The organism is Streptomyces sp. NPDC050548 (assembly GCF_044457385.1).
GTDB lineage: Bacteria > Actinomycetota > Actinomycetes > Streptomycetales > Streptomycetaceae > Streptomyces.
Window position 1 is genome coordinate 123900 of sequence record NZ_JBITGV010000012.1, and the last position, 17220, is coordinate 141119.

A 17220-nucleotide genomic window follows, 5' to 3' on the forward strand; every position below is an offset into this window, starting at 1 on the left:
CTACCCTTGACCGCATGCCCACGTTGATCCTTGTCCGGCACGGACGTTCGACCGCCAACACCGGGGGAGTGCTCGCCGGCTGGACGCCCGGTGTCGCCCTCGACGAGCGGGGCAACGCCCAGGCCGCCGCGCTCCCGGGACGGCTCGCCGCGCTGCCGATCGCCGAGGTGGTCGCCAGCCCGCTGCAACGCTGTCAGGAGACCCTCCAGCCCCTCCTGGACGCCCGTCCCGACCTGCGGCTGCACACCGACGAGCGGATCGGGGAGTGCCACTACGGCGACTGGTCCGGCCGCAAGCTCGCCGAACTCAAGGACGAGCCCCTCATGGAGGTCGTCCAGGCACACCCCTCGGCCGCCGCGTTCCCCGGCGGAGAGTCGATGCGGTCGATGCAGACCCGCGCGGCCGAGGCCGTACGCGAGTGGAACGCGCGCGTGGAGCGCGATCACGGCTCCGACGCCGTCTATCTGATGTGCTCGCACGGCGACATCATCAAGTCCCTCGTCGCGGACGCACTCGGACTTCATCTGGACCTCTTCCAGCGGATCTCCGTAGAACCGTGTTCCATCACCGCGATCCGTTACACCCGTCTCAGGCCTTTTCTCGTACGGCTCGGGGACACGGGCGATCTTGCCTCCCTGGCGCCGCGCGAGGAGCCCCCGGGCGACGAGGCCACGGTCGGGGGCGGCGCGGGCGCACCGTGATCGTCGGCCGCAGTAGGGTGAAGCGGTCGCAGTAGCGCCGCACTTGTCAGCAGTCGATTCCAATGGAGACAGGACGTGTCCCGTCAGGTGTTCCTCTACGACCCGCCGGACCGCTTCGTAGCCGGTACGGTCGGTCTGCCCGGGCGCCGTACGTTCTTCCTCCAGGCCGCCTCCGGTCCTCGGGTGACCAGCGTGGCCCTGGAGAAGACGCAGGTCGCCGCGCTCGCCGAGCGCATGGACGAGCTTCTGGACGAGGTCGTACGGCGCAGTGGCGGCAGCGCGGCCGTCCCCGCCGTCACCCCCACCGAGATCTCCGACACCCGCCCGCTGGAGACACCCGTCGAGGAGGAGTTCCGCGTCGGGACCATGGCGCTCGCCTGGGACGGCGAGGAACAGCGCATGATCGTCGAGGCGCAGGCCCTCGTGGAGCTCGACGCGGAGTCCGAGGAGGACCTCGCCGAGGCCGAGGAGCGGCTGCTCCAGGACGAGGAGAACGGACCCCCGATGCTGCGGGTCCGGCTCACCGGCGCCCAGGCCCGCGCCTTCGCCAAGCGGGCCCTCGACGTCGTCAACGCCGGACGGCCGCCGTGCCCGCTGTGCAGCCTCCCGCTCGACCCGGAAGGACACGTATGTCCGCGCCAGAACGGATACCGCCGCGGAGCGTGACCACGGCCGAGCTGCTTGCCAAGGGTGAGCTGAAGGTACGCGGACGCATCCGCGAGGCGTCGAACGCGGTGCTGTTCTGCTCCGTGACGTACGAGGGCCGTGAGGCGTCCTGCGTCTACAAACCGGTCGCCGGGGAGCGCCCCCTGTGGGACTTTCCGGACGGCAACCTGGCCCAGCGCGAGGTCGCCGCGTACGAGGTCTCCGAGGCGACCGGCTGGGGGCTCGTGCCGACCACCGTGCTGCGCGACGGGCCGTACGGCGAGGGCATGTGCCAGCTGTGGATCGAGACGGCGGCCGAGTCCGAGCTGCTCGCCCTGGTCGACGCGGAGGAACCCGAGGCGGGCTGGAAGGCCATCGGGTTCGCCGAGGTCGGCGACGGCAAAACAGCCCTCCTGGTGCACGCCGACGACGAGCGGCTGCGCCGGCTCGCCGTCCTCGACGCGGTGATCAACAACGCCGACCGCAAGGGCGGCCATCTGCTGCCCGCCGACGAGGGCCGTCTCTACGGCATCGACCACGGAGTCACCTTCAACGCCGAGAACAAGCTGCGCACCCTCCTGTGGGGCTGGGCGGGCGAGTCCCTGACCCCGGAGTCGATCGAGGTCCTCCAGGGGCTCAGAGAGGCACTCAGGGACGGTGCCGGGCTCGCCGGGAAGCTCGCCGAGCTGATCACCACAGTCGAACTCGACGCCACGCGCGCGCGGGTCGACGCGCTGCTCGTGGCCGGAAAGCATCCCGAACCGAGCGGGGAGTGGCCGGCCATTCCGTGGCCGCCCGTCTAGGAGCACGGCGATCACCAGGGCGCAAGAGGGCCCAACCGGCCGTCCGCCCTGGTCCGGTTCGTATGCGAAACACCTGTCCGGTTACGCTCATGACATGTATGCCTGGCCCGCTTCTGAGGTCCCCGCCCTGCCCGGCAAGGGCCGCGACCTCCGGATCCACGACACCGCGACCGGCGGTCTGGTCACCCCGGACACCGGTCCCGTCGCCCGTCTCTACGTATGCGGCATCACGCCGTACGACGCCACCCACATGGGGCACGCGGCGACCTACAACGCGTTCGACCTCGTGCAGCGCGTGTGGCTCGACACCAAGCGCCAGGTCCACTACGTCCAGAACGTGACCGACGTCGACGACCCGCTCCTGGAGCGCGCCGAGCGCGACGGCCTCGACTGGGTCGCCCTCGCCGAGAAGGAGACGGCGCTCTTCCGCGAGGACATGACCGCCCTGCGCATGCTGCCCCCGCGGCACTACATCGGCGCGGTCGAGGCGATACCCGGCATCGTGCCGCTCGTCGAACGCCTCAGGGACGCGGGCGCCGCCTACGAACTCGAAGGCGACACCTACTTCTCGGTCGGTTCCGACCCCAACTTCGGCAAGGTCTCGAACCTCGACGCCGCCGCCATGCGCCTGCTGTCCGCCGAGCGCGGCGGCGACCCGGACCGCCCGGGCAAGAAGAACCCGCTCGACCCGATCCTGTGGCTCGCCGCCCGCGAGGGCGAACCCAGCTGGGACGGCGGTTCGCTCGGCCCCGGCCGCCCCGGCTGGCACATCGAGTGCGTGGCCATCGCCCTGGACCACCTCGGCATGGGCTTCGACGTCCAGGGCGGCGGCTCCGACCTCGCCTTCCCGCACCACGAGATGGGCGCCTCGCACGCCCAGGTGCTGACGGGTGAGTTCCCCATGGCGAAGGCGTACGTCCACGCCGGCATGGTCGCCCTGGACGGCGAGAAGATGTCGAAGTCCAAGGGCAACCTGGTCTTCGTCTCGACGCTGCGCCGCGAGGGCGTCGACCCGGCCGCGATCCGGCTGGCGCTGCTCGCCCACCACTACCGCTCCGACTGGGAGTGGACCGACGGGGTGCTCGCGGACGCGGTCGCCCGCCTCGGCCGCTGGCGTGCCGCCGTCTCCCGGCCCGACGGCCCCTCCGCCCTCAAGCTCGTCGAGGAGATGCGCGAAGCCCTCGCGAACGACCTGGACGCCCCCGCCGCGCTCGCCGCGGTCGACCGCTGGGCGGCCGTCCAGCGCGACCGGGGCGGCAGCGACGAGGGCGCCCCGGGCGTCGTATCCCGCGCGGTGGACGCCCTGTTGGGCGTGGCCCTCTAGCAACGGCGGACAGAACAGGGGCGGTTCCTCCCGGGTGGGAGGAACCGCCCCTGTTTCACGCCCTGTCGACCGCCAGGATCACTCCTCGGAGGAGTCCTCGTCGTCGGCCTCGGTGTCGGGCCCGTTCCCGGGCTCCGTCTCCGGCTTCGCGGGCCTCGTCGGCTTCGGACGGCCGCCGCCGGGGTTGTCCCGGAGATACGACGCGCTGTCGCTGCCGTCCGCCGTGGCATGCCCACCCGGCGGCGGACTGCCCCCGCCGTCCCTGCGCCGCAGGTAGCGCTCGAATTCGCGGGCGATCGCCTCGCCCGACGCCTCCGGCAGCTCCGCGGTGTCGCGGGCCTCCTCCAGCGTCTGCACGTACTCGGCCACCTCGCTGTCCTCGGCGGCCAGTTGATCCACCCCGACCTGCCAGGCACGCGCGTCCTCGGGCAGCTCGCCCAGCGGGATGCGCACGTCGATCAGGTCCTCCAGGCGGTTCAGCAGCGCCAGGGTGGCCTTCGGGTTGGGCGGCTGCGACACGTAGTGCGGCACCGCCGCCCACAGCGACACGGCCGGTACGCCCGCGTGCGTGCACGCCTCCTGGAGGATGCCGACGATCCCGGTGGGACCCTCGTACTTGGTCTCCTCCAGGTCCATCCGCCGCGCCAGGTCCGCGTCGGACGTGGTCCCGCTGATCGGCACCGGACGGGTGTGCGGGGTGTCACCGAGCAGCGCGCCCAGGATCACCACCAGCTCCACGCCCAGCTCGTGCGCGAAGCCCAGCAGCTCGTTGCAGAACGAGCGCCAGCGCATCGACGGTTCGATACCTCGGACGAGTACGAGATCACGCGGCTTCTCACCGCCGACCCGGACCACCGAGAGGCGGGTCGTGGGCCAAGTGATCTTTCGCACACCGGAATCCATCCACACCGTGGGCCGGTTCACCTGGAAGTCGTAGTAGTCCTCGGCGTCCAGGGCCGCGAACACCTCGCCCTTCCACTCCCTGTCCAGATGCGCGACCGCGGTGGAGGCGGCGTCGCCGGCGTCGTTCCAGCCCTCGAACGCGGCCACCATCACTGGGTCGATCAGCTCGGGAACCCCCTCCAGCTCGATCACCCAGCGCCTCCTTCCGATCTGCCCTCGCGTACGCCCCAACCTTACGGCGTTCGACGGGGGCGCCCGCAGCCCCCTTGCACGGGGGAGTGACCCCATGCCTGCCCCGTCCGGGCCGGTCGAACACACAAGATCGCCACCCGGTACGGACCTGGAGCGTCCGGTCACTCCTCCGATGGATCAGCGGACCCACTCATTCGTTCACAGGGTCGAACGCAGCCACTGCTCCACGCTCGCGATGTGCACCGTCGCCCACGACCGCGCCGCCTCCGCGTCCCGGTCGCGCAGCGCGCCCAGGATCGCCCGGTGCTCGTGCAGAGTGCGGCTGACCGCGTCCTCCTGGGTCAGCCCGCGCCAGATCCTGGCCCGCGTGGTGGGACCCGACAGACCGTCGAGCAGCGAGCAGAGCACCGAGTTGCCGGAACTCTGCACGATGCCCCGGTGGAACTCCAGGTCGCAGGCGACCAGTTCCTCCACCGAGGGAGCACCGCCCAGCGCGTCCAACTGCAGGGTGAGCGCGTCGAGTTGCTGCTCGCTGATCCGCAGCGCCGCCATCCCGGTGGCGGCGGGCTCCAGAATCCGCCGTACGGCGAGGAATTCGAGGACCGTGTCGTCGCGGTGGAAGTCCACGACGAAACTCAGCGCCTCCAACAGGAGTTGAGGATCCAGACTCGTGACGTACGTGCCGTCGCCCTGCCGCACATCCAGGATGCGGATCAGCGACAGCGCACGCACCGCCTCCCGCAGGGAGTTGCGGGACAGGCCGAGTTCGGCGGCGAGTTCGCTCTCCTTGGGCAGCCGATCCCCGGGACGCAGCGCGCCGGAGACGATCATTCCCTTGATTTTCTCGATCGCCTCATCGGTCACTGCCATGACCGACCTCCCTGTTGCTCAGACATCCGATGTATCAGGCACATTATGGGGGTTCAGTGGGCTGAACGGGAGGGAAATCCACAGCTCAGGCAAGTGATTCGAGCTCCGCGATCACGGCTTCCGCGTCCAGCGTGCCCAGTGTCCGGTTCCGCATCAGCACCCGGCCGTCCACCACCGTGTCCCGCACGTCCGCCGAGTGCGCCGCGTACGCGAGCGTCGACCACGGGTCGTGCAGCGGCCGCAGATGCGGAGCGCCCAGGTCGAGCACGATCAGATCGGCCCGCTTGCCGACCTCCAGGGACCCCAGGTGCTCCCCGAGCCCCAGCGCCCGCGCACCCTCGATCGTCGCCATCCGTACGGCCTGCTCGGCCCCGACCGCCGTCGGGTCACCACTCGCCTTGTGCACCAGCGCCGCCTGCCGTACGGCGCCCAGCAGGTCCAGCGTGTTCGAGCTGACGGCCCCGTCCGTGCCCAGCCCGACGGTGACACCCGCGCTCAACAACCGGGGCACGGGCGCGATCCCACACCCCAACTTCAGGTTCGACACCGGACAGTGGGCCACCGACGTGCCCGTACGGGCCAGCGCCGCGATCTCCGGACCGGTCAGATCCACGGCGTGCGCGAGCAGCAGATCAGGACCGAGCAGCCCCAGCGAGTCGAGCAACTCCACCGGCCGCTTGCCGTACTTGACCTCGACGGTGGCGACCTCGGTCGCGTTCTCCGCCGCGTGGATGTGCAGCAGCGCCCCGAACTCCCGCGCAAGGGACGCGATTTCGACCAGCTGGTCGGGGGAGAGGGTGTAGGTCGAGTGCGCGAACAGGATCGGCCGCCTACCAGGGCGTGCCGCACCCCGCGCCGCCAAGTCCCTTCGCGCCCAGTCGAGTCGGTCCTCGTACGGCATCCCGTCCGGCGGCTCCGGTACGTCCATGAAGGTCGGCCCCGAGTGCAGCCGCCAGCCCGCCTCACGGGCCGCCTGCTCGGCCGCTTCGTGGAACCAGTACATGTCGAGCGCCGAGGTCACCCCGGACCGCACACTCTCCGCCACCGCGAGCCGCACCGCCGCCGCCACGTTCTTCGGCGCCAGCAGCTCGGCCTCCCACTTCAACACCCGCTCCAGGAAGCCCTGGAGAGTGACGTCGTCGGCACGACCGCGCAGCAACGTCATCGCGAGATGGGTGTGCGTGTTGATCAGCCCGGGCAGGACGAGACAGCCCTCGGCGTCGATCGACTCCGCAGCCGTGAAGCGTGCTTTCAGCTCCTCGGCGGGTCCCACGGCGACGATCTCGCCCTCGTGGACGGCAACTGCCCCGTCCTGTACGACAGTTCCGGCCTCGTCGACGGTCAGGACATCCCCGCCGTGCACCAACAGGTCGATGTTCACGCCTCGTTCCCTTCCGCCAGCAGCCGCAGCGCTTCGAGCGAGACGACCGCGCCCCGCTCGACACCGGCCGCGACGACGTCCCGGTGCGGGTCGTACCCGCCGGTGGCTTCTTCGTCGACGAGTTCATCGGCGTTGGCGCCGTCGATGACCAGCACCCCACCCGCGACCAGCCCCCGCAGCGAGGCGGTGACCAGCAGCGCCGACAGCTCCATCTCGATCGCCGCCAGCCCGGCGCCGTCGTAGGAGAAGAGAGGAATGAGACCGGGCTGGAAGGCCGCCCGGGTCCACACGATGCCCCGGTGGTGCGGGGCGCCCGTCTCGCGGGCCGCGCGCTGGAGGGCGAGGACCGCCTCGGGGGCGGCGACCGCCGGGTACTCCGGCGGGAGCAACTGCTGCGTGACACCGTCGTCGCGTACGGCCGCCTCCGCGATGACGAGGTCGCCGTCGCCGATGCCGGGCTTCATCGCGCCCGCCGTGCCGAAGCGCAGGAAGGTGCGGACCCCCGCGTCCGCCAGCTCCTGGAACAGCAGGACCGCGCCAGGACCGCCCACCCCGTGCGAGGCGACGGTGACCGGCAGGCCCTTCCAACTCCCGCTGAACACACGGTATTCGCGGTGGTACGACACCTCCTCGGCACCGTCCAGCAGCGCGGCCACGGCGGCGGCGCGCGCCGGGTCGCCGACGACGATCGCGTGCGCCGGGAGTCCGGTGCGCGGTATGCGGGTGATGGGCAGTGGATCCTGCGTCATGTGGTGGCTCCGGAAGGGGAGTTGGCGGTACGGCGACGGCGGCGGGCCGTCGAGAGGAAGAGGGCGACGAGCGTCACGACGTACGGCGCGGCATCGGTGGCCTGTTGCGGCAGGCCGACGCCCTGGAGGCGGAAGCCTGCGGCCTCGGCGAGACCGAAGAGCAGCGCCGCGAGCAGTACACCGACGGGTGCCGCGCGGCCGAGCATGACCGCGACGACGGCGATCCAGCCCCGGCCGGCCGTCATGTTCTCGGAGAACAACGTGACGTTGCCGAGCGCGAGTTGGGCCCCCGCGAGCCCGCACAGGACCCCGGAGATCAGCACCGCCTCGTACTTGTACTTCGCCGGACTCACCCCCAGCGTCGCCGCCGCGTCCGGTGCCTCACCGACTCCGCGCAGCCGCAGTCCCCACCCATGCCGGGACAGCATCAGCGCGGCCACCGCGACCGCGACGAACGCCAGATACGCGAGCGGGGTGAAGCCACCGATCAACGGCAGCCCGGCGAGTGACGGATCGTCGAAAGTGCCCTGCACACCGAAGACCGTACGCAACAGGAAGCTGGTCAGGCCAACTGCCAGGAGATTCATGGCGATTCCGAGAACGACCGCGTCCCCGCGCAGAGTCACCGCGCCGACGGCGAGGATGAGGGAGTAGGCGGCCGCCGCGAGCGCCGCCGCGAGGACGCCGAGCCAGGCACTGCCCGTGGACCAGCTCGTGGCCACCGACGTGAAGCAGCCCATCAACATCATGCCTTCGAGGCCGATGTTGAAGACCCCCGCCCGCTCGCACAGGGCACCGCCCAGCGCGGCCAGCAGGATCGGGGTCAGCGCGCGCAGCGCCGACATCAGCAGATCGGAGTCGAAGAACATCACGCCGCCCCGCTTTCCTGAGTACGCCTGCTGAACCACTTGGTGGGGAAGCGGAGCCGGGCCGCGAGGAACACGATCACGATGGCCTGGAGCACCTGGGTCAGTTCGCGCGGTACCTCGGTCGTGCGCTCCATCGCCAGGCCGCCGACCGCGAGGACGGCGAAGAAGAAGGAAGCGACGACCGTGCCGAGCGGGGCCGCGGCTGCGAGCAGGGCCGCCGTGAGTCCTGTCCAGGTGTAGCCGGGTGCGGTGAGGGAGCCGTCCACGAAGCGGTACGGGAAGCTCAACACCCCTATGGCGCCCACGAGTCCGGCCAGCGCGCCGGAGACGGACATCAACTTGAGGGTCAGGCCCCGGCGTTCGGCGCCCGCGTAGGCGGCGAAACGGGAGTTGAGGCCCGTCATGCGGATCTCGTAGCCGAAGGCCGTGCGCGTGTCGGTGAACCAGTACGCGGCTGCCGCGAGCACCACCAGGACGAGCCCGACGGTGACCGTCGAGTCGCCGAACGCGGGCAGCGCCACGCCGTCCGGCATCGCGCGGGTCTGGGGGAGGCTGGAGCCGGGTTCCTTGAGCGGGTAGCGCGCGAGGTAGGAGGCGAGCGAGACCGCCGGGTAGCTCAGCAGCAGGCTGCTGACCAGGAGCGGGACACCGAGGCGGGTCTCGCACAGGGCGGCGAGGGCGGCGTACGCGGCGCCCACGGCCATACCCGCGAACAGCGCGAGTACGACGGTCAGGGGCGCCGGCAGCGGGGAGTAGAGGCCGGTCACGGCCGCCGTGATCCCGCCGAGGACCATCTGTCCGTCGCCGCCGAGGTTGATCAGCCCGGCCCGCAGCGGGATCGCCAGCGCGAGCGCCATGCCGAGCACGCTGGTGCCGGTGCTCAGCGTGGAGCCGATGCCGTCGGCGCCGAGCGAGCCGGTGAGGACCGCGCTGTAGGCGGTGAGCGGGTCGGCGCCGGTGCCGACGAGGAACAGCGCGCCGATGACCAGGCCCGCGAGCACGGAGAAGCTGATGGGGGAGCGAAGAGCTGCGGATATTCGGGTGAGTGTCATGTCAGTCGACGGCCTCCGTCGGCGCCGCGGCCCCGCCCGCCATGGCGAGCCCCAGCGCCCGTTCGTCGGCCTCGTCCTTCGTGTACGTCGCCGTGATCCGGCCCTCGTACATGACCAGGACCCGGTCCGCGAGGCCCCGGATCTCGCTCAGTTCGGCGGAGACGAGGAGGACGGCGTGACCGGCGTCGCGGTGGGCGACGATCTGGTCGTGGATGTTCTGGATGGCGCCGATGTCGACCCCGCGCGTGGGCTGCTCGACGAGCAACAGCGGTGCCTCGTGGGCGAGTTCGCGGCCGATCAGCAGCTTCTGGAGATTGCCGCCGGACAGTGCGGAGGCGGGCACCTCGGGGGTGGCCGCCTTGATGCCGAAGCGCTCGATGAGCCGTCCGGCGTGGGCGCGTACGGACGCGGGCGGCAGAAGTCCCTTTGTGGAGAGGGACGTTCGGTGGTGGCCCATCGCGAGGTTGTCCGCGACGGTGGCCGCCGGTGCCGTACCGACCGCGTGCCGGTCCTCGGGGACGTAGGCGAGGCCCTGGGCCCGGCGCTCGGTGGCCGAGGCGTGCGTGATGTCCCGCCCCTTGAGACGTACCTGTCCGGAAGCGACCGGCCGTAGCCCGGCGAGCGCCTCGATCAGCTCGCTCTGGCCGTTGCCGGCGACGCCCGGGCCCTCGCCTACGTCCTCTCCGGCGTCCTTGCCTCCATCGGCGGCCTGATCCTGGCGTCCCGCATCGGCCAGGGAGATGTGAGCGCGGGCACGTCGCAGCTGCTGGAGGCGGTCGCCGTCGCGCTCGTCGGCACCTCGGTCCTCGGCCGTGGCCGCCCGAACGTCTGGGGCACGGCGTTGGGCGCGGTGCTGATCGGCATCATCACCACCGGTCTGACGATCAAGGGCCTGCCCTACTACACCCAGGACGTCGTCGAGGGCGCGGTCCTCATCCTCGCCCTGGTCTTCAGCTTCACCCTGTCCAAGCGCCGCACAGCATAAGGAAGTTCGAGGAGTTCGCACGATGGGCTACCGCATCCTGGAGACCGACGACATCCCGGCGTACCTGCACGAGCGCGGCCACTGGGCGGACGTGACCGACATCCAGGTCCGCGAGGTGTCGGACGGCAACATGAACCGGGTGTTCCTCGCGTCGAACGCCGACGGCAGCCACAGCCTCGCCGTCAAGCAGGCACTGCCCTGGGTGCGGGTGGCCGGGCCCTCCTGGCCGATGAGCCCCGAGCGCGCGGACGCCGAGGCGCGGGCATACGAGCAGGTGGCGCGGGTCGCCCCCGACAAGATCCCGGCGATCCACGGCTACGACGCCGACAACTACGCCCTGGTCATGGAGGACATGTCCGACCTGGAGGTCCTGAGGACGGTCCTCAACGAGGGCGCGTCCTACGGCCCGGACACCTCGGCGCGGATCGGCGAGTTCGTCGCCCAACTCGCCTTCGCGACCAGCGACTTCGGCATGTCCTCCGCCGACCGCAAGGCGCTGATCGCGGCCTCGGTGAGCCCGGAACTCTGCAAGATCACCGAGGACGTGGTGCTGTCCGAGCCGTACATCGAGCACGAACACAACCACTGGCTCCCGGAGTTGACGGACCTGGCCGCGGAGTTCCGTGCGGACGCCCGCCTGCGCACGGAGGTCGCGGACCTCCGGTACGCGTTCATGACCAGCGCGCAGGCCCTGCTCCATGGCGACCTGCACACCGGCAGCGTGATGGTCGGCGAGCGCGAAGGCGCCCCCGTGGTACGGGCCTTCGACCCCGACGCGAGATCCTCCACTCCCGCCAGTTCGTTCGCCGTGCGCGCCACCGTCACCGGCAGCACCACCAACGACAGCAGGGCCAGCGACAGCAGTCCCGGTGCCAGCACGGAGACGGCCCTCGGCAGCATCGACTCCAGCTCCCACCACGCCAGCCGGCCGGTGCCGCGCCGCTCCAACGCCCTTGCCGGCAAGGTGAGTCGGCGCACCGCGTCGGAGGTGGCCGCCGGTCCGGAGTCCGCGAACGCGGCGGGCACGAACGCCCCGAGCAGATGCTCCTCGACGGCCTCCACGGTCGGGAAGCGGTCCGGGTCCAGGAGTTCGGACGGGTCCCGGGACGTGTCGCCGTAGACCGCGCGGGCCAGCGCCACCATCAGGGGAGTGGTGAGCGCCCGCGCCGCCGGGCGGTCCGGCCGCGCCGTGAGTTCCCGGAGCACGGGTGTCCACACGGTGCCCGGCGCACCCTCCCCAGGGCGTAACGGCCGTGCCGTGCGCTCCAGATGGGCCCCGGCCTGCGCGAGGCCGAGCGGGCGCAGCTCGACCACCTCGGCGCCGGTCAGCACATCGCCCTCGGTCACCGCCTTCGCCCACGCCTCGGCCCGGCTGGTGAGCAACAGCGGGAGATTGTCGTCGAGTTCGGCGTTGATGCGGCGTACGGCCTCCCCGTAGACAGGGCGGGGCAGTTCGTCGAAGCCGTCGAGGACCGGCAGTACGAGCCCCGCGTCGAGGAGGCCCCGGGCGAGGGTGTGCCGTCCGTCGGCCACGGCGGCCAGCGGGCGATGCTCGGCGAGCCAGTCGCGCAGCCCGGTCCGTCGCGGGTCCCAGCCCGCCAGTGGGAAGATCACCGGGACCGGGCCGCTGGGCCGCCGCGCGGCCAGCCTGCCGAGCACGAACCGCATCGCCAGCACACTCTTGCCCGACCCCGGACCGCCCAGCACCACCAGCCGCCGCCCGGGCAGCGCGGCGAACGACCCGGTGACGTCCTCGATCCGCTGTCCCCGGGGCGCGGGCAGCGGCCGGCCCCGCCTGATGTTCTCCGGGTGATCGGCCAGCCAACGGTCCGCCGGAGCCCAGGCCACGTCCAGCGGAGCGGGGTCCTGCAGCCGCCGTAGCCTCGCCTCGGCGGACCACTGCTCCCGTACGGCCTCGGCCAGCGCGTCGGCGGCCCGGCGGCGGTCCTCGTCGGCCGAGCGCGGGGGCGGATCGGCGTCGCCGCGCAGCACATCGGCGACGAGCGCCGCGATCGACACGAACGCGCCGATCGCCGACACCATCACCCCGGCCGTGGCCGCGTCGCTCCACCACAGCCGCAGCACCCCGGCCAGCGCCGCGAGCGCGCCCCCGCACACGGCGAACCCGAGCCGCCGCCGCACCCGCGCACTGTGCCATCCACCCTGCATACGACCGCTGCTCCCCGGGCCGGACCCCCATGTCCCGACCGCTCTGTCGGAACCAACCGTTCTAACGGCCGGGACCGGCCTGGAACCGCCGGTCGGCTACCCGTGTGAGGGAGCGTGCGGAATCATCCGAGGGGCGTGCGGAAGCGTGAACCGCCGGTGAGGCATGGGCCGTCGGCACGTGTGAGCAGCATGCGCGGGGCACGACGGAGGGGCGGCTCCCGGCCGGGAACCGCCCCTTCAGTGTCGTAGCGGCTACTTCTTGTCGAGCAGGTCCTGGACCTTCGCGCGGACCTCGTCCGTGGCCAGGCCGCGGATCGTCAGGGTGGTGCGGCGGCGCAGGACGTCGTCCTGGGTCTCCGCCCACTCGTGGTCGCGGGCGTAGACGACCTGCGCCCAGATCTCGGGGGCGTCGGGGTGGACGCGCTGTCCCAACTCCGGGTTCTCGTTGGCGAGTCGGGCGATGTCGAAGGCCAGGGAGCCGTAGTGGGTGGCCAGGTGCTTCGCCGTGTCGGCCGCCATGCGCGGGCCCGGCGCCGGGTTGTCGACCAGGAGACGGTGGGCGACCGCGCGCGGGTTGGCGACACCCGGCAGCGGCAGCTTCTTCGGGAGGGAGGAGATCGGCTCGAAGTCCTCGCCCAGCGGGCGGCCGGGGAGGGCCTCCAGCTTCTGCATGACCGTACGGCCGATGTGCCGGAAGGTGGTCCACTTGCCGCCCGCGACGGACAGCATGCCGCCCTTGCCCTCGGTCACCACGGTCTCGCGCTTGGCCTTCGCGGTACTGCCGGGGCCGCCGGGCAGCACGCGCAGACCGGCGAAGGAGTAGGTGATCAGGTCACGGGAGAGCTGCTGGTCGCGGACCGAGAACGCGGCCTCGTCCAGGATCTGGGATATGTCCTTCTCGGTGACCGAGACGTCCGCCGGGTCGCCCTCGTACTCCTCGTCGGTCGTGCCGAGCAGCAGCATGTCCTCCCAGGGGAGGGCGAAGGTGATGCGGTACTTGTCGATGGGGGTCGCGAGCGCGGCCTTCCACGGAGCCGTCCGCTTCAGGACCAGGTGCGCGCCCTTCGAGAGGCGGATGGACGGCGCCGCGTTCGGGTCCTCCATCCTGCGCAGGTGGTCGACCCACGGGCCGGTCGCGTTGAGCACCAGGCGGGCGCTCACGCCGAACTCGTCGCCGGAGGTCGCGTCGCGCAGCTCCGCGCCCGTCACCCGGCCCTGGGTGAAGCGCAGGCCGGTGACCTGGGCGTGGTTGAGGACGACCGCACCCGCCTCGACGGCCGCGCGGACCGTCATCAGCGCCATGCGGGCGTCGTTCATCTGGTCGTCGCCGTACACGGCCACGGCCTTGAGGTTCTGGGTGCGCAGCTCGGGCACGTCCTGCGCCGCCTTGGCGGGGGACAGGAGGTGGCCGACGCCGTCGCCGAACGCGGAGAGCGCGGAGTAGGCGAAGACGCCCGCCCCGAGCTTCGCCGCGCCGTGCGGACCGCCCTTGTACACGGGCAGGTAGAAGGTGAGCGGGTTCGCCAGGTGGGGGGCCACCTGGCGGGAGACCGCACGGCGTTCGAAGTGGTTCTCCGCCACCAGCTTCACCGCGCCGGTCTGCAGATAGCGCAGACCGCCGTGGAGGAGCTTGGAGGAGGCGGAGGAGGTGGCACCGGCGAAGTCGCCGGCGTCGACCAGGGCCACCCGCAGCCCGGACTGCGCGGCGTGCCAGGCGGTGGAGATGCCCAGGATGCCGCCGCCGATGACGAGGAGGTCGTACGTCGCCTTGGAGAGCTGCTCCCGGGTCTCGGCCCGGCTCGGGTTCGAGCCGGAGGCCGGGTGCGTACCGAGGGCAGGCACGGACTGCAGGGTGGACTGACTGGTCATGTGGGGTTCTTACTCCTCGTCGTCGAGCCAGCCCATGGTCCGCTCCACGGCCTTGAGCCAGCTCTTGTACTCACGGTCGCGCTTCTCCGCGGCCATGTTGGGGGTCCACTCGGCGGCCCGGCGCCAGTTGGCACGCAGGTCGTCGGTGCTGGTCCAGAAGCCGACGGCGAGACCGGCGGCGTAGGCGGCGCCGAGGCAGGTGGTCTCGGCGACCATCGGGCGCACCACGGGGGCGTCGACGAAGTCCGAGAGCGTCTGCATCAGCAGGTTGTTGGAGGTCATGCCGCCGTCGACCTTGAGCGCGGCGAGCTCGACGCCGGAGTCCTTCGTCATGGCGTCCGTGATCTCACGGGTCTGCCAGGCGGTGGCCTCCAGGACGGCACGCGCGAGGTGCGCCTTGGTGACGTACCGGGTGAGGCCGGCGATCACACCGCGGGCGTCGGAGCGCCAGTACGGGGCGAACAGACCGGAGAAGGCCGGCACGAAGTAGGCGCCGCCGTTGTCCTCGACCGAGAGCGCGAGGGTCTCGATCTCGGCGGCGGTGGAGATCAGGCCCATCTGGTCGCGCATCCACTGCACCAGCGAACCGGTGACGGCGATCGAACCCTCCAGGGCGTAGACCGGCGCTTCGTCGCCGATCCGGTAGCCGACCGTGGTCAGCAGGCCCGAGTAGGAGTTGATGATCTTCTCGCCGGTGTTCATCAGCATGAAGGTGCCGGTGCCGTACGTGGACTTGGCCTCGCCCTCGGCGAAACAGGTCTGGCCGAACAGGGCTGCCTGCTGGTCGCCGAGTGCGGAGGCGACCGGGATGCCGCCGAGCAGCTCGCCGAGGCGCCCGCCGGTGACCTCGCCGTAGACCTCGGCGGAGGAGCGGATCTCGGGGAGCATGTTCAGCGGGACGCCGATGGACTCGGCGATCTTCTCGTCCCACGCCAGGGTGTGCAGGTTCATCAGCATGGTGCGGGAGGCGTTGGTGACGTCGGTGTAGTGCTTGCCGCCGTTGACACCGCCCGTCAGGTTCCAGATGACCCAGCTGTCCATGGTGCCGAAGAGGATGTCGCCCGCCTCGGCACGCTCGCGCAGGCCCTCGACGTTGTCGAGCAGCCAGCGGGCCTTGGGCCCGGCGAAGTACGACGCGAGCGGCAGGCCGGTCTCGCGGCGGAAGCGGTCCTGGCCGACGTTGCGGCCCAGCTCCTTGCAGAGCGCGTCGGTGCGGGTGTCCTGCCAGACGATGGCGTTGTGGACGGGCTCACCGGTGTTCTTGTCCCAGAGGAGAGTCGTCTCGCGCTGGTTGGTGATGCCGATGGCCTTGATGTCGTCGCGGGTGATGCCGGCCTTCTCGATGGCGGAGGCGACGACCTCCTGGACGTTGGTCCAGATCTCGGTGGCGTTGTGCTCGACCCAGCCCGGCTTCGGGAAGATCTGCTCGTGCTCCTTCTGGTCGACGGAGACGATACGGCCGTCCCGGTCGAAGACGATGCAGCGGCTGGAGGTCGTGCCCTGGTCGATGGCCGCGATGAACGGTCCGGCGGTGTGCGCGTCGGTCACTGTGTGCTCCTGAGGGGTTCCGTGGTCATGAGGACTGGTTCTACGGCTGCTTCAGTGCTCGGAAGTGCTTGGAATTCTGCTTCTAAGCAAAAGCGAGGTTGTAGATACCCGCAGCGATCGCGCCGCCGATCAGCGGACCGACCACCGGGATCCACGCGTAGCTCCAGTCGGAGCCGCCCTTGTTGGGCAGGGGCAGGAGCGCGTGCACGATGCGCGGGCCCAGGTCACGGGCCGGGTTGATCGCGTAACCGGTCGGGCCGCCGAGCGACAGACCGATGGCGACGACCACGAAGGAGGTGATCAGGGCGCCCAGGACGCCGAGGCCGTTGCCCTTGTCGTTCAGACCCTGCGTCAGGATGGCGAGGATCAGGACGACGGTGCCGATGATCTCCGTGGCGAGGTTCTGCACCACGTTGCGGATCTCGGGGCCGGTGGAGAAGATGCCCAGGACCGGGCCCGCGCCCTTCTCCTCGGCCTCGACGGCCTTGGCCGTCGGCTCGCCGACGATCTCCTTGTCGGTCAGGTGCGCCTGGAACTGGCCGTAGTAGGCCACCCAGACGAGCGTCGCGCCGATCATGGCGCCGAGCAGCTGCCCGCCCCAGTAGATCGGGACGTTGTCCCAGCCACCGTCCTTGATCGCGAGTGCGAGCGTCACGGCCGGGTTGAGGTGGGCACCGGAGAGCGGTGCCGAGATGTACACGGCCGTCATGACGGCGAAACCCCACCCGAAGGCGATGGCGAGCCAGCCGGCGTTACGGGCCTTGGAGGCCTTCAGCGTGACGGCGGCGCAGACGCCACCGCCGAGCAGGATGAGTACGGCGGTACCTATGGTCTCGCCGATGAAGATGTCGGAGCTGGACACCCGCGACTCCTTTGTCCTTCGTCCAGGGAAGCCGAACCCCGGGTCCCGCCGGGGGTTCGTGCGCCCTCGGGGGTGAGAGCGATGCCGGCCTTTGGCGTTGCCACACTCTAGCGCGTATTGCCGGTAGGTGTTCGACAATGCCGACCGATGGACGGGAGTCTTGCTCCGGGGTTACAGGCGCGTCAAGAGTGCTGTTATCGAAAACACGATCGTTATTGATTGCTGTGGGCTATCGATCGGACGGTCGATGCGGACGGCTATCGGATAGACACCGCGTGTGGTGATTTGGCGTTTTGGC

At 70.9% G+C, this 17220-nt stretch carries 14 protein-coding genes and 3 pseudogenes; 6 read left to right on the top strand and 11 right to left on the bottom strand.

The genetic code is table 11. The annotated features are described in order from the left end of the window. Nucleotides 1-14: 14 nt before the first annotated feature. The 4 genes from ACIBJH_RS30100 (at nucleotide 15) to mshC (ending at nucleotide 3473) form a co-directional block, all read left to right on the top strand. Entirely contained in the window at nucleotides 15-701 is a 687-nt protein-coding gene (locus tag ACIBJH_RS30100; protein ID WP_399120018.1) for a histidine phosphatase family protein, read from the top strand. Nucleotides 702-776: 75 nt separating this feature from the next. Then, nucleotides 777-1367 (top strand): DUF3090 domain-containing protein, encoded by a 591-nt coding sequence (locus ACIBJH_RS30105; RefSeq protein WP_262058422.1) that lies wholly within the window; start codon nucleotides 777-779, stop codon nucleotides 1365-1367. Beyond that, complete coding sequence (locus ACIBJH_RS30110) at nucleotides 1331-2149, top strand: SCO1664 family protein (protein ID WP_399120019.1); 819 nt, start codon at nucleotides 1331-1333, stop codon at nucleotides 2147-2149. The genes ACIBJH_RS30105 and ACIBJH_RS30110 overlap by 37 nt, the downstream gene beginning before the upstream one ends. 94 nt (nucleotides 2150-2243) lie before the next feature. Next, nucleotides 2244-3473: a cysteine--1-D-myo-inosityl 2-amino-2-deoxy-alpha-D-glucopyranoside ligase gene (gene mshC, locus ACIBJH_RS30115; RefSeq protein ID WP_399120020.1), complete on the top strand. Its 1230-nt coding sequence runs from the start codon at nucleotides 2244-2246 to the stop codon at nucleotides 3471-3473. Between the two features lie 78 nt (nucleotides 3474-3551). Here mshC and ACIBJH_RS30120 read toward each other — a convergent pair whose 3' ends face one another. The 7 genes and pseudogenes from ACIBJH_RS30120 to ACIBJH_RS30150 form a co-directional block, all read right to left on the bottom strand. Next, complete coding sequence (locus tag ACIBJH_RS30120) at nucleotides 3552-4568, bottom strand: PAC2 family protein (protein ID WP_399120021.1); 1017 nt, start codon at nucleotides 4566-4568, stop codon at nucleotides 3552-3554. Between the two features lie 198 nt (nucleotides 4569-4766). Next, nucleotides 4767-5438 (bottom strand): FadR/GntR family transcriptional regulator, encoded by a 672-nt coding sequence (locus ACIBJH_RS30125; protein ID WP_019066078.1) that lies wholly within the window; start codon nucleotides 5436-5438, stop codon nucleotides 4767-4769. A gap of 85 nt (nucleotides 5439-5523) precedes the next feature. Continuing rightward, nucleotides 5524-6819, bottom strand: coding sequence for an amidohydrolase (locus tag ACIBJH_RS30130; protein ID WP_399120022.1), 1296 nt, complete (start codon nucleotides 6817-6819; stop codon nucleotides 5524-5526). Then, nucleotides 6816-7568 carry a nucleoside phosphorylase gene (locus ACIBJH_RS30135; RefSeq protein WP_399120023.1) on the bottom strand — a complete coding sequence of 251 codons (753 nt, stop codon included), beginning with the start codon at nucleotides 7566-7568 and terminating at the stop codon, nucleotides 6816-6818. Before ACIBJH_RS30135 ends, ACIBJH_RS30130 begins: the two co-directional genes overlap by 4 nt. Next, nucleotides 7565-8437 carry an ABC transporter permease gene (locus ACIBJH_RS30140; RefSeq protein ID WP_399120191.1) on the bottom strand — a complete coding sequence of 291 codons (873 nt, stop codon included), beginning with the start codon at nucleotides 8435-8437 and terminating at the stop codon, nucleotides 7565-7567. The genes ACIBJH_RS30135 and ACIBJH_RS30140 overlap by 4 nt, the downstream gene beginning before the upstream one ends. Further along, nucleotides 8437-9489, bottom strand: a complete 1053-nt coding sequence (locus ACIBJH_RS30145) for an ABC transporter permease (RefSeq protein ID WP_399120024.1) — start codon at nucleotides 9487-9489, stop codon at nucleotides 8437-8439. The genes ACIBJH_RS30140 and ACIBJH_RS30145 overlap by 1 nt, the downstream gene beginning before the upstream one ends. A 1-nt stretch (nucleotide 9490) precedes the next feature. Beyond that, nucleotides 9491-10177, bottom strand: a pseudogene (locus tag ACIBJH_RS30150) (ATP-binding cassette domain-containing protein); the annotation flags it as partial. A gap of 27 nt (nucleotides 10178-10204) precedes the next feature. On the opposite strand from ACIBJH_RS30150, the gene ACIBJH_RS30155 reads away from it, so the two are divergent. After that, nucleotides 10205-10474: a hypothetical protein gene (locus ACIBJH_RS30155; protein ID WP_399120192.1), complete on the top strand. Its 270-nt coding sequence runs from the start codon at nucleotides 10205-10207 to the stop codon at nucleotides 10472-10474. A gap of 22 nt (nucleotides 10475-10496) precedes the next feature. Next, nucleotides 10497-11249, top strand: a pseudogene (gene mtnK / locus ACIBJH_RS30160) (S-methyl-5-thioribose kinase); the annotation flags it as partial. Nucleotides 11250-11767: 518 nt separating this feature from the next. On the opposite strand, the pseudogene ACIBJH_RS30165 reads toward mtnK, so the two are convergent. From ACIBJH_RS30165 to ACIBJH_RS30180, 4 genes and pseudogenes are all read right to left on the bottom strand, one after another. Continuing rightward, nucleotides 11768-12643 (bottom strand): annotated as a pseudogene (locus ACIBJH_RS30165) (NACHT domain-containing protein); the annotation flags it as partial. Between the two features lie 252 nt (nucleotides 12644-12895). Beyond that, complete coding sequence (locus ACIBJH_RS30170; RefSeq protein ID WP_399120025.1) at nucleotides 12896-14512, bottom strand: FAD-dependent oxidoreductase; 1617 nt, start codon at nucleotides 14510-14512, stop codon at nucleotides 12896-12898. 9 nt (nucleotides 14513-14521) lie between these two features. After that, on the bottom strand, nucleotides 14522-16060 hold the full coding sequence (gene glpK / locus ACIBJH_RS30175; RefSeq protein WP_399120026.1) for a glycerol kinase GlpK: 1539 nt from the start codon (nucleotides 16058-16060) through the stop codon (nucleotides 14522-14524). A gap of 82 nt (nucleotides 16061-16142) precedes the next feature. Continuing rightward, the gene (locus ACIBJH_RS30180) at nucleotides 16143-16922 is read right to left on the bottom strand and encodes an MIP/aquaporin family protein (protein ID WP_399120027.1); all 780 of its coding nucleotides are present in this window, start codon (nucleotides 16920-16922) and stop codon (nucleotides 16143-16145) included. Nucleotides 16923-17220: the final 298 nt, after the last annotated feature.

Excerpts from the sequence above, each read along its gene's own strand:
- ACIBJH_RS30100 (WP_399120018.1), top strand. The coding sequence starts at position 15 with ATGCCCACGTTGATCCTTGTCCGGCACGGACGTTCGACCGCCAACACC.
- ACIBJH_RS30110 (WP_399120019.1), top strand. The coding sequence starts at position 1,331 with ATGTCCGCGCCAGAACGGATACCGCCGCGGAGCGTGACCACGGCCGAG.
- mshC (WP_399120020.1), top strand. The coding sequence starts at position 2,244 with ATGTATGCCTGGCCCGCTTCTGAGGTCCCCGCCCTGCCCGGCAAGGGC.
- ACIBJH_RS30125 (WP_019066078.1), bottom strand. The coding sequence starts at position 5,438 with ATGGCAGTGACCGATGAGGCGATCGAGAAAATCAAGGGAATGATCGTC.
- ACIBJH_RS30135 (WP_399120023.1), bottom strand. The coding sequence starts at position 7,568 with ATGACGCAGGATCCACTGCCCATCACCCGCATACCGCGCACCGGACTC.
- ACIBJH_RS30140 (WP_399120191.1), bottom strand. The coding sequence starts at position 8,437 with ATGTTCTTCGACTCCGATCTGCTGATGTCGGCGCTGCGCGCGCTGACC.
- ACIBJH_RS30145 (WP_399120024.1), bottom strand. The coding sequence starts at position 9,489 with ATGACACTCACCCGAATATCCGCAGCTCTTCGCTCCCCCATCAGCTTC.
- ACIBJH_RS30170 (WP_399120025.1), bottom strand. The coding sequence starts at position 14,512 with ATGACCAGTCAGTCCACCCTGCAGTCCGTGCCTGCCCTCGGTACGCAC.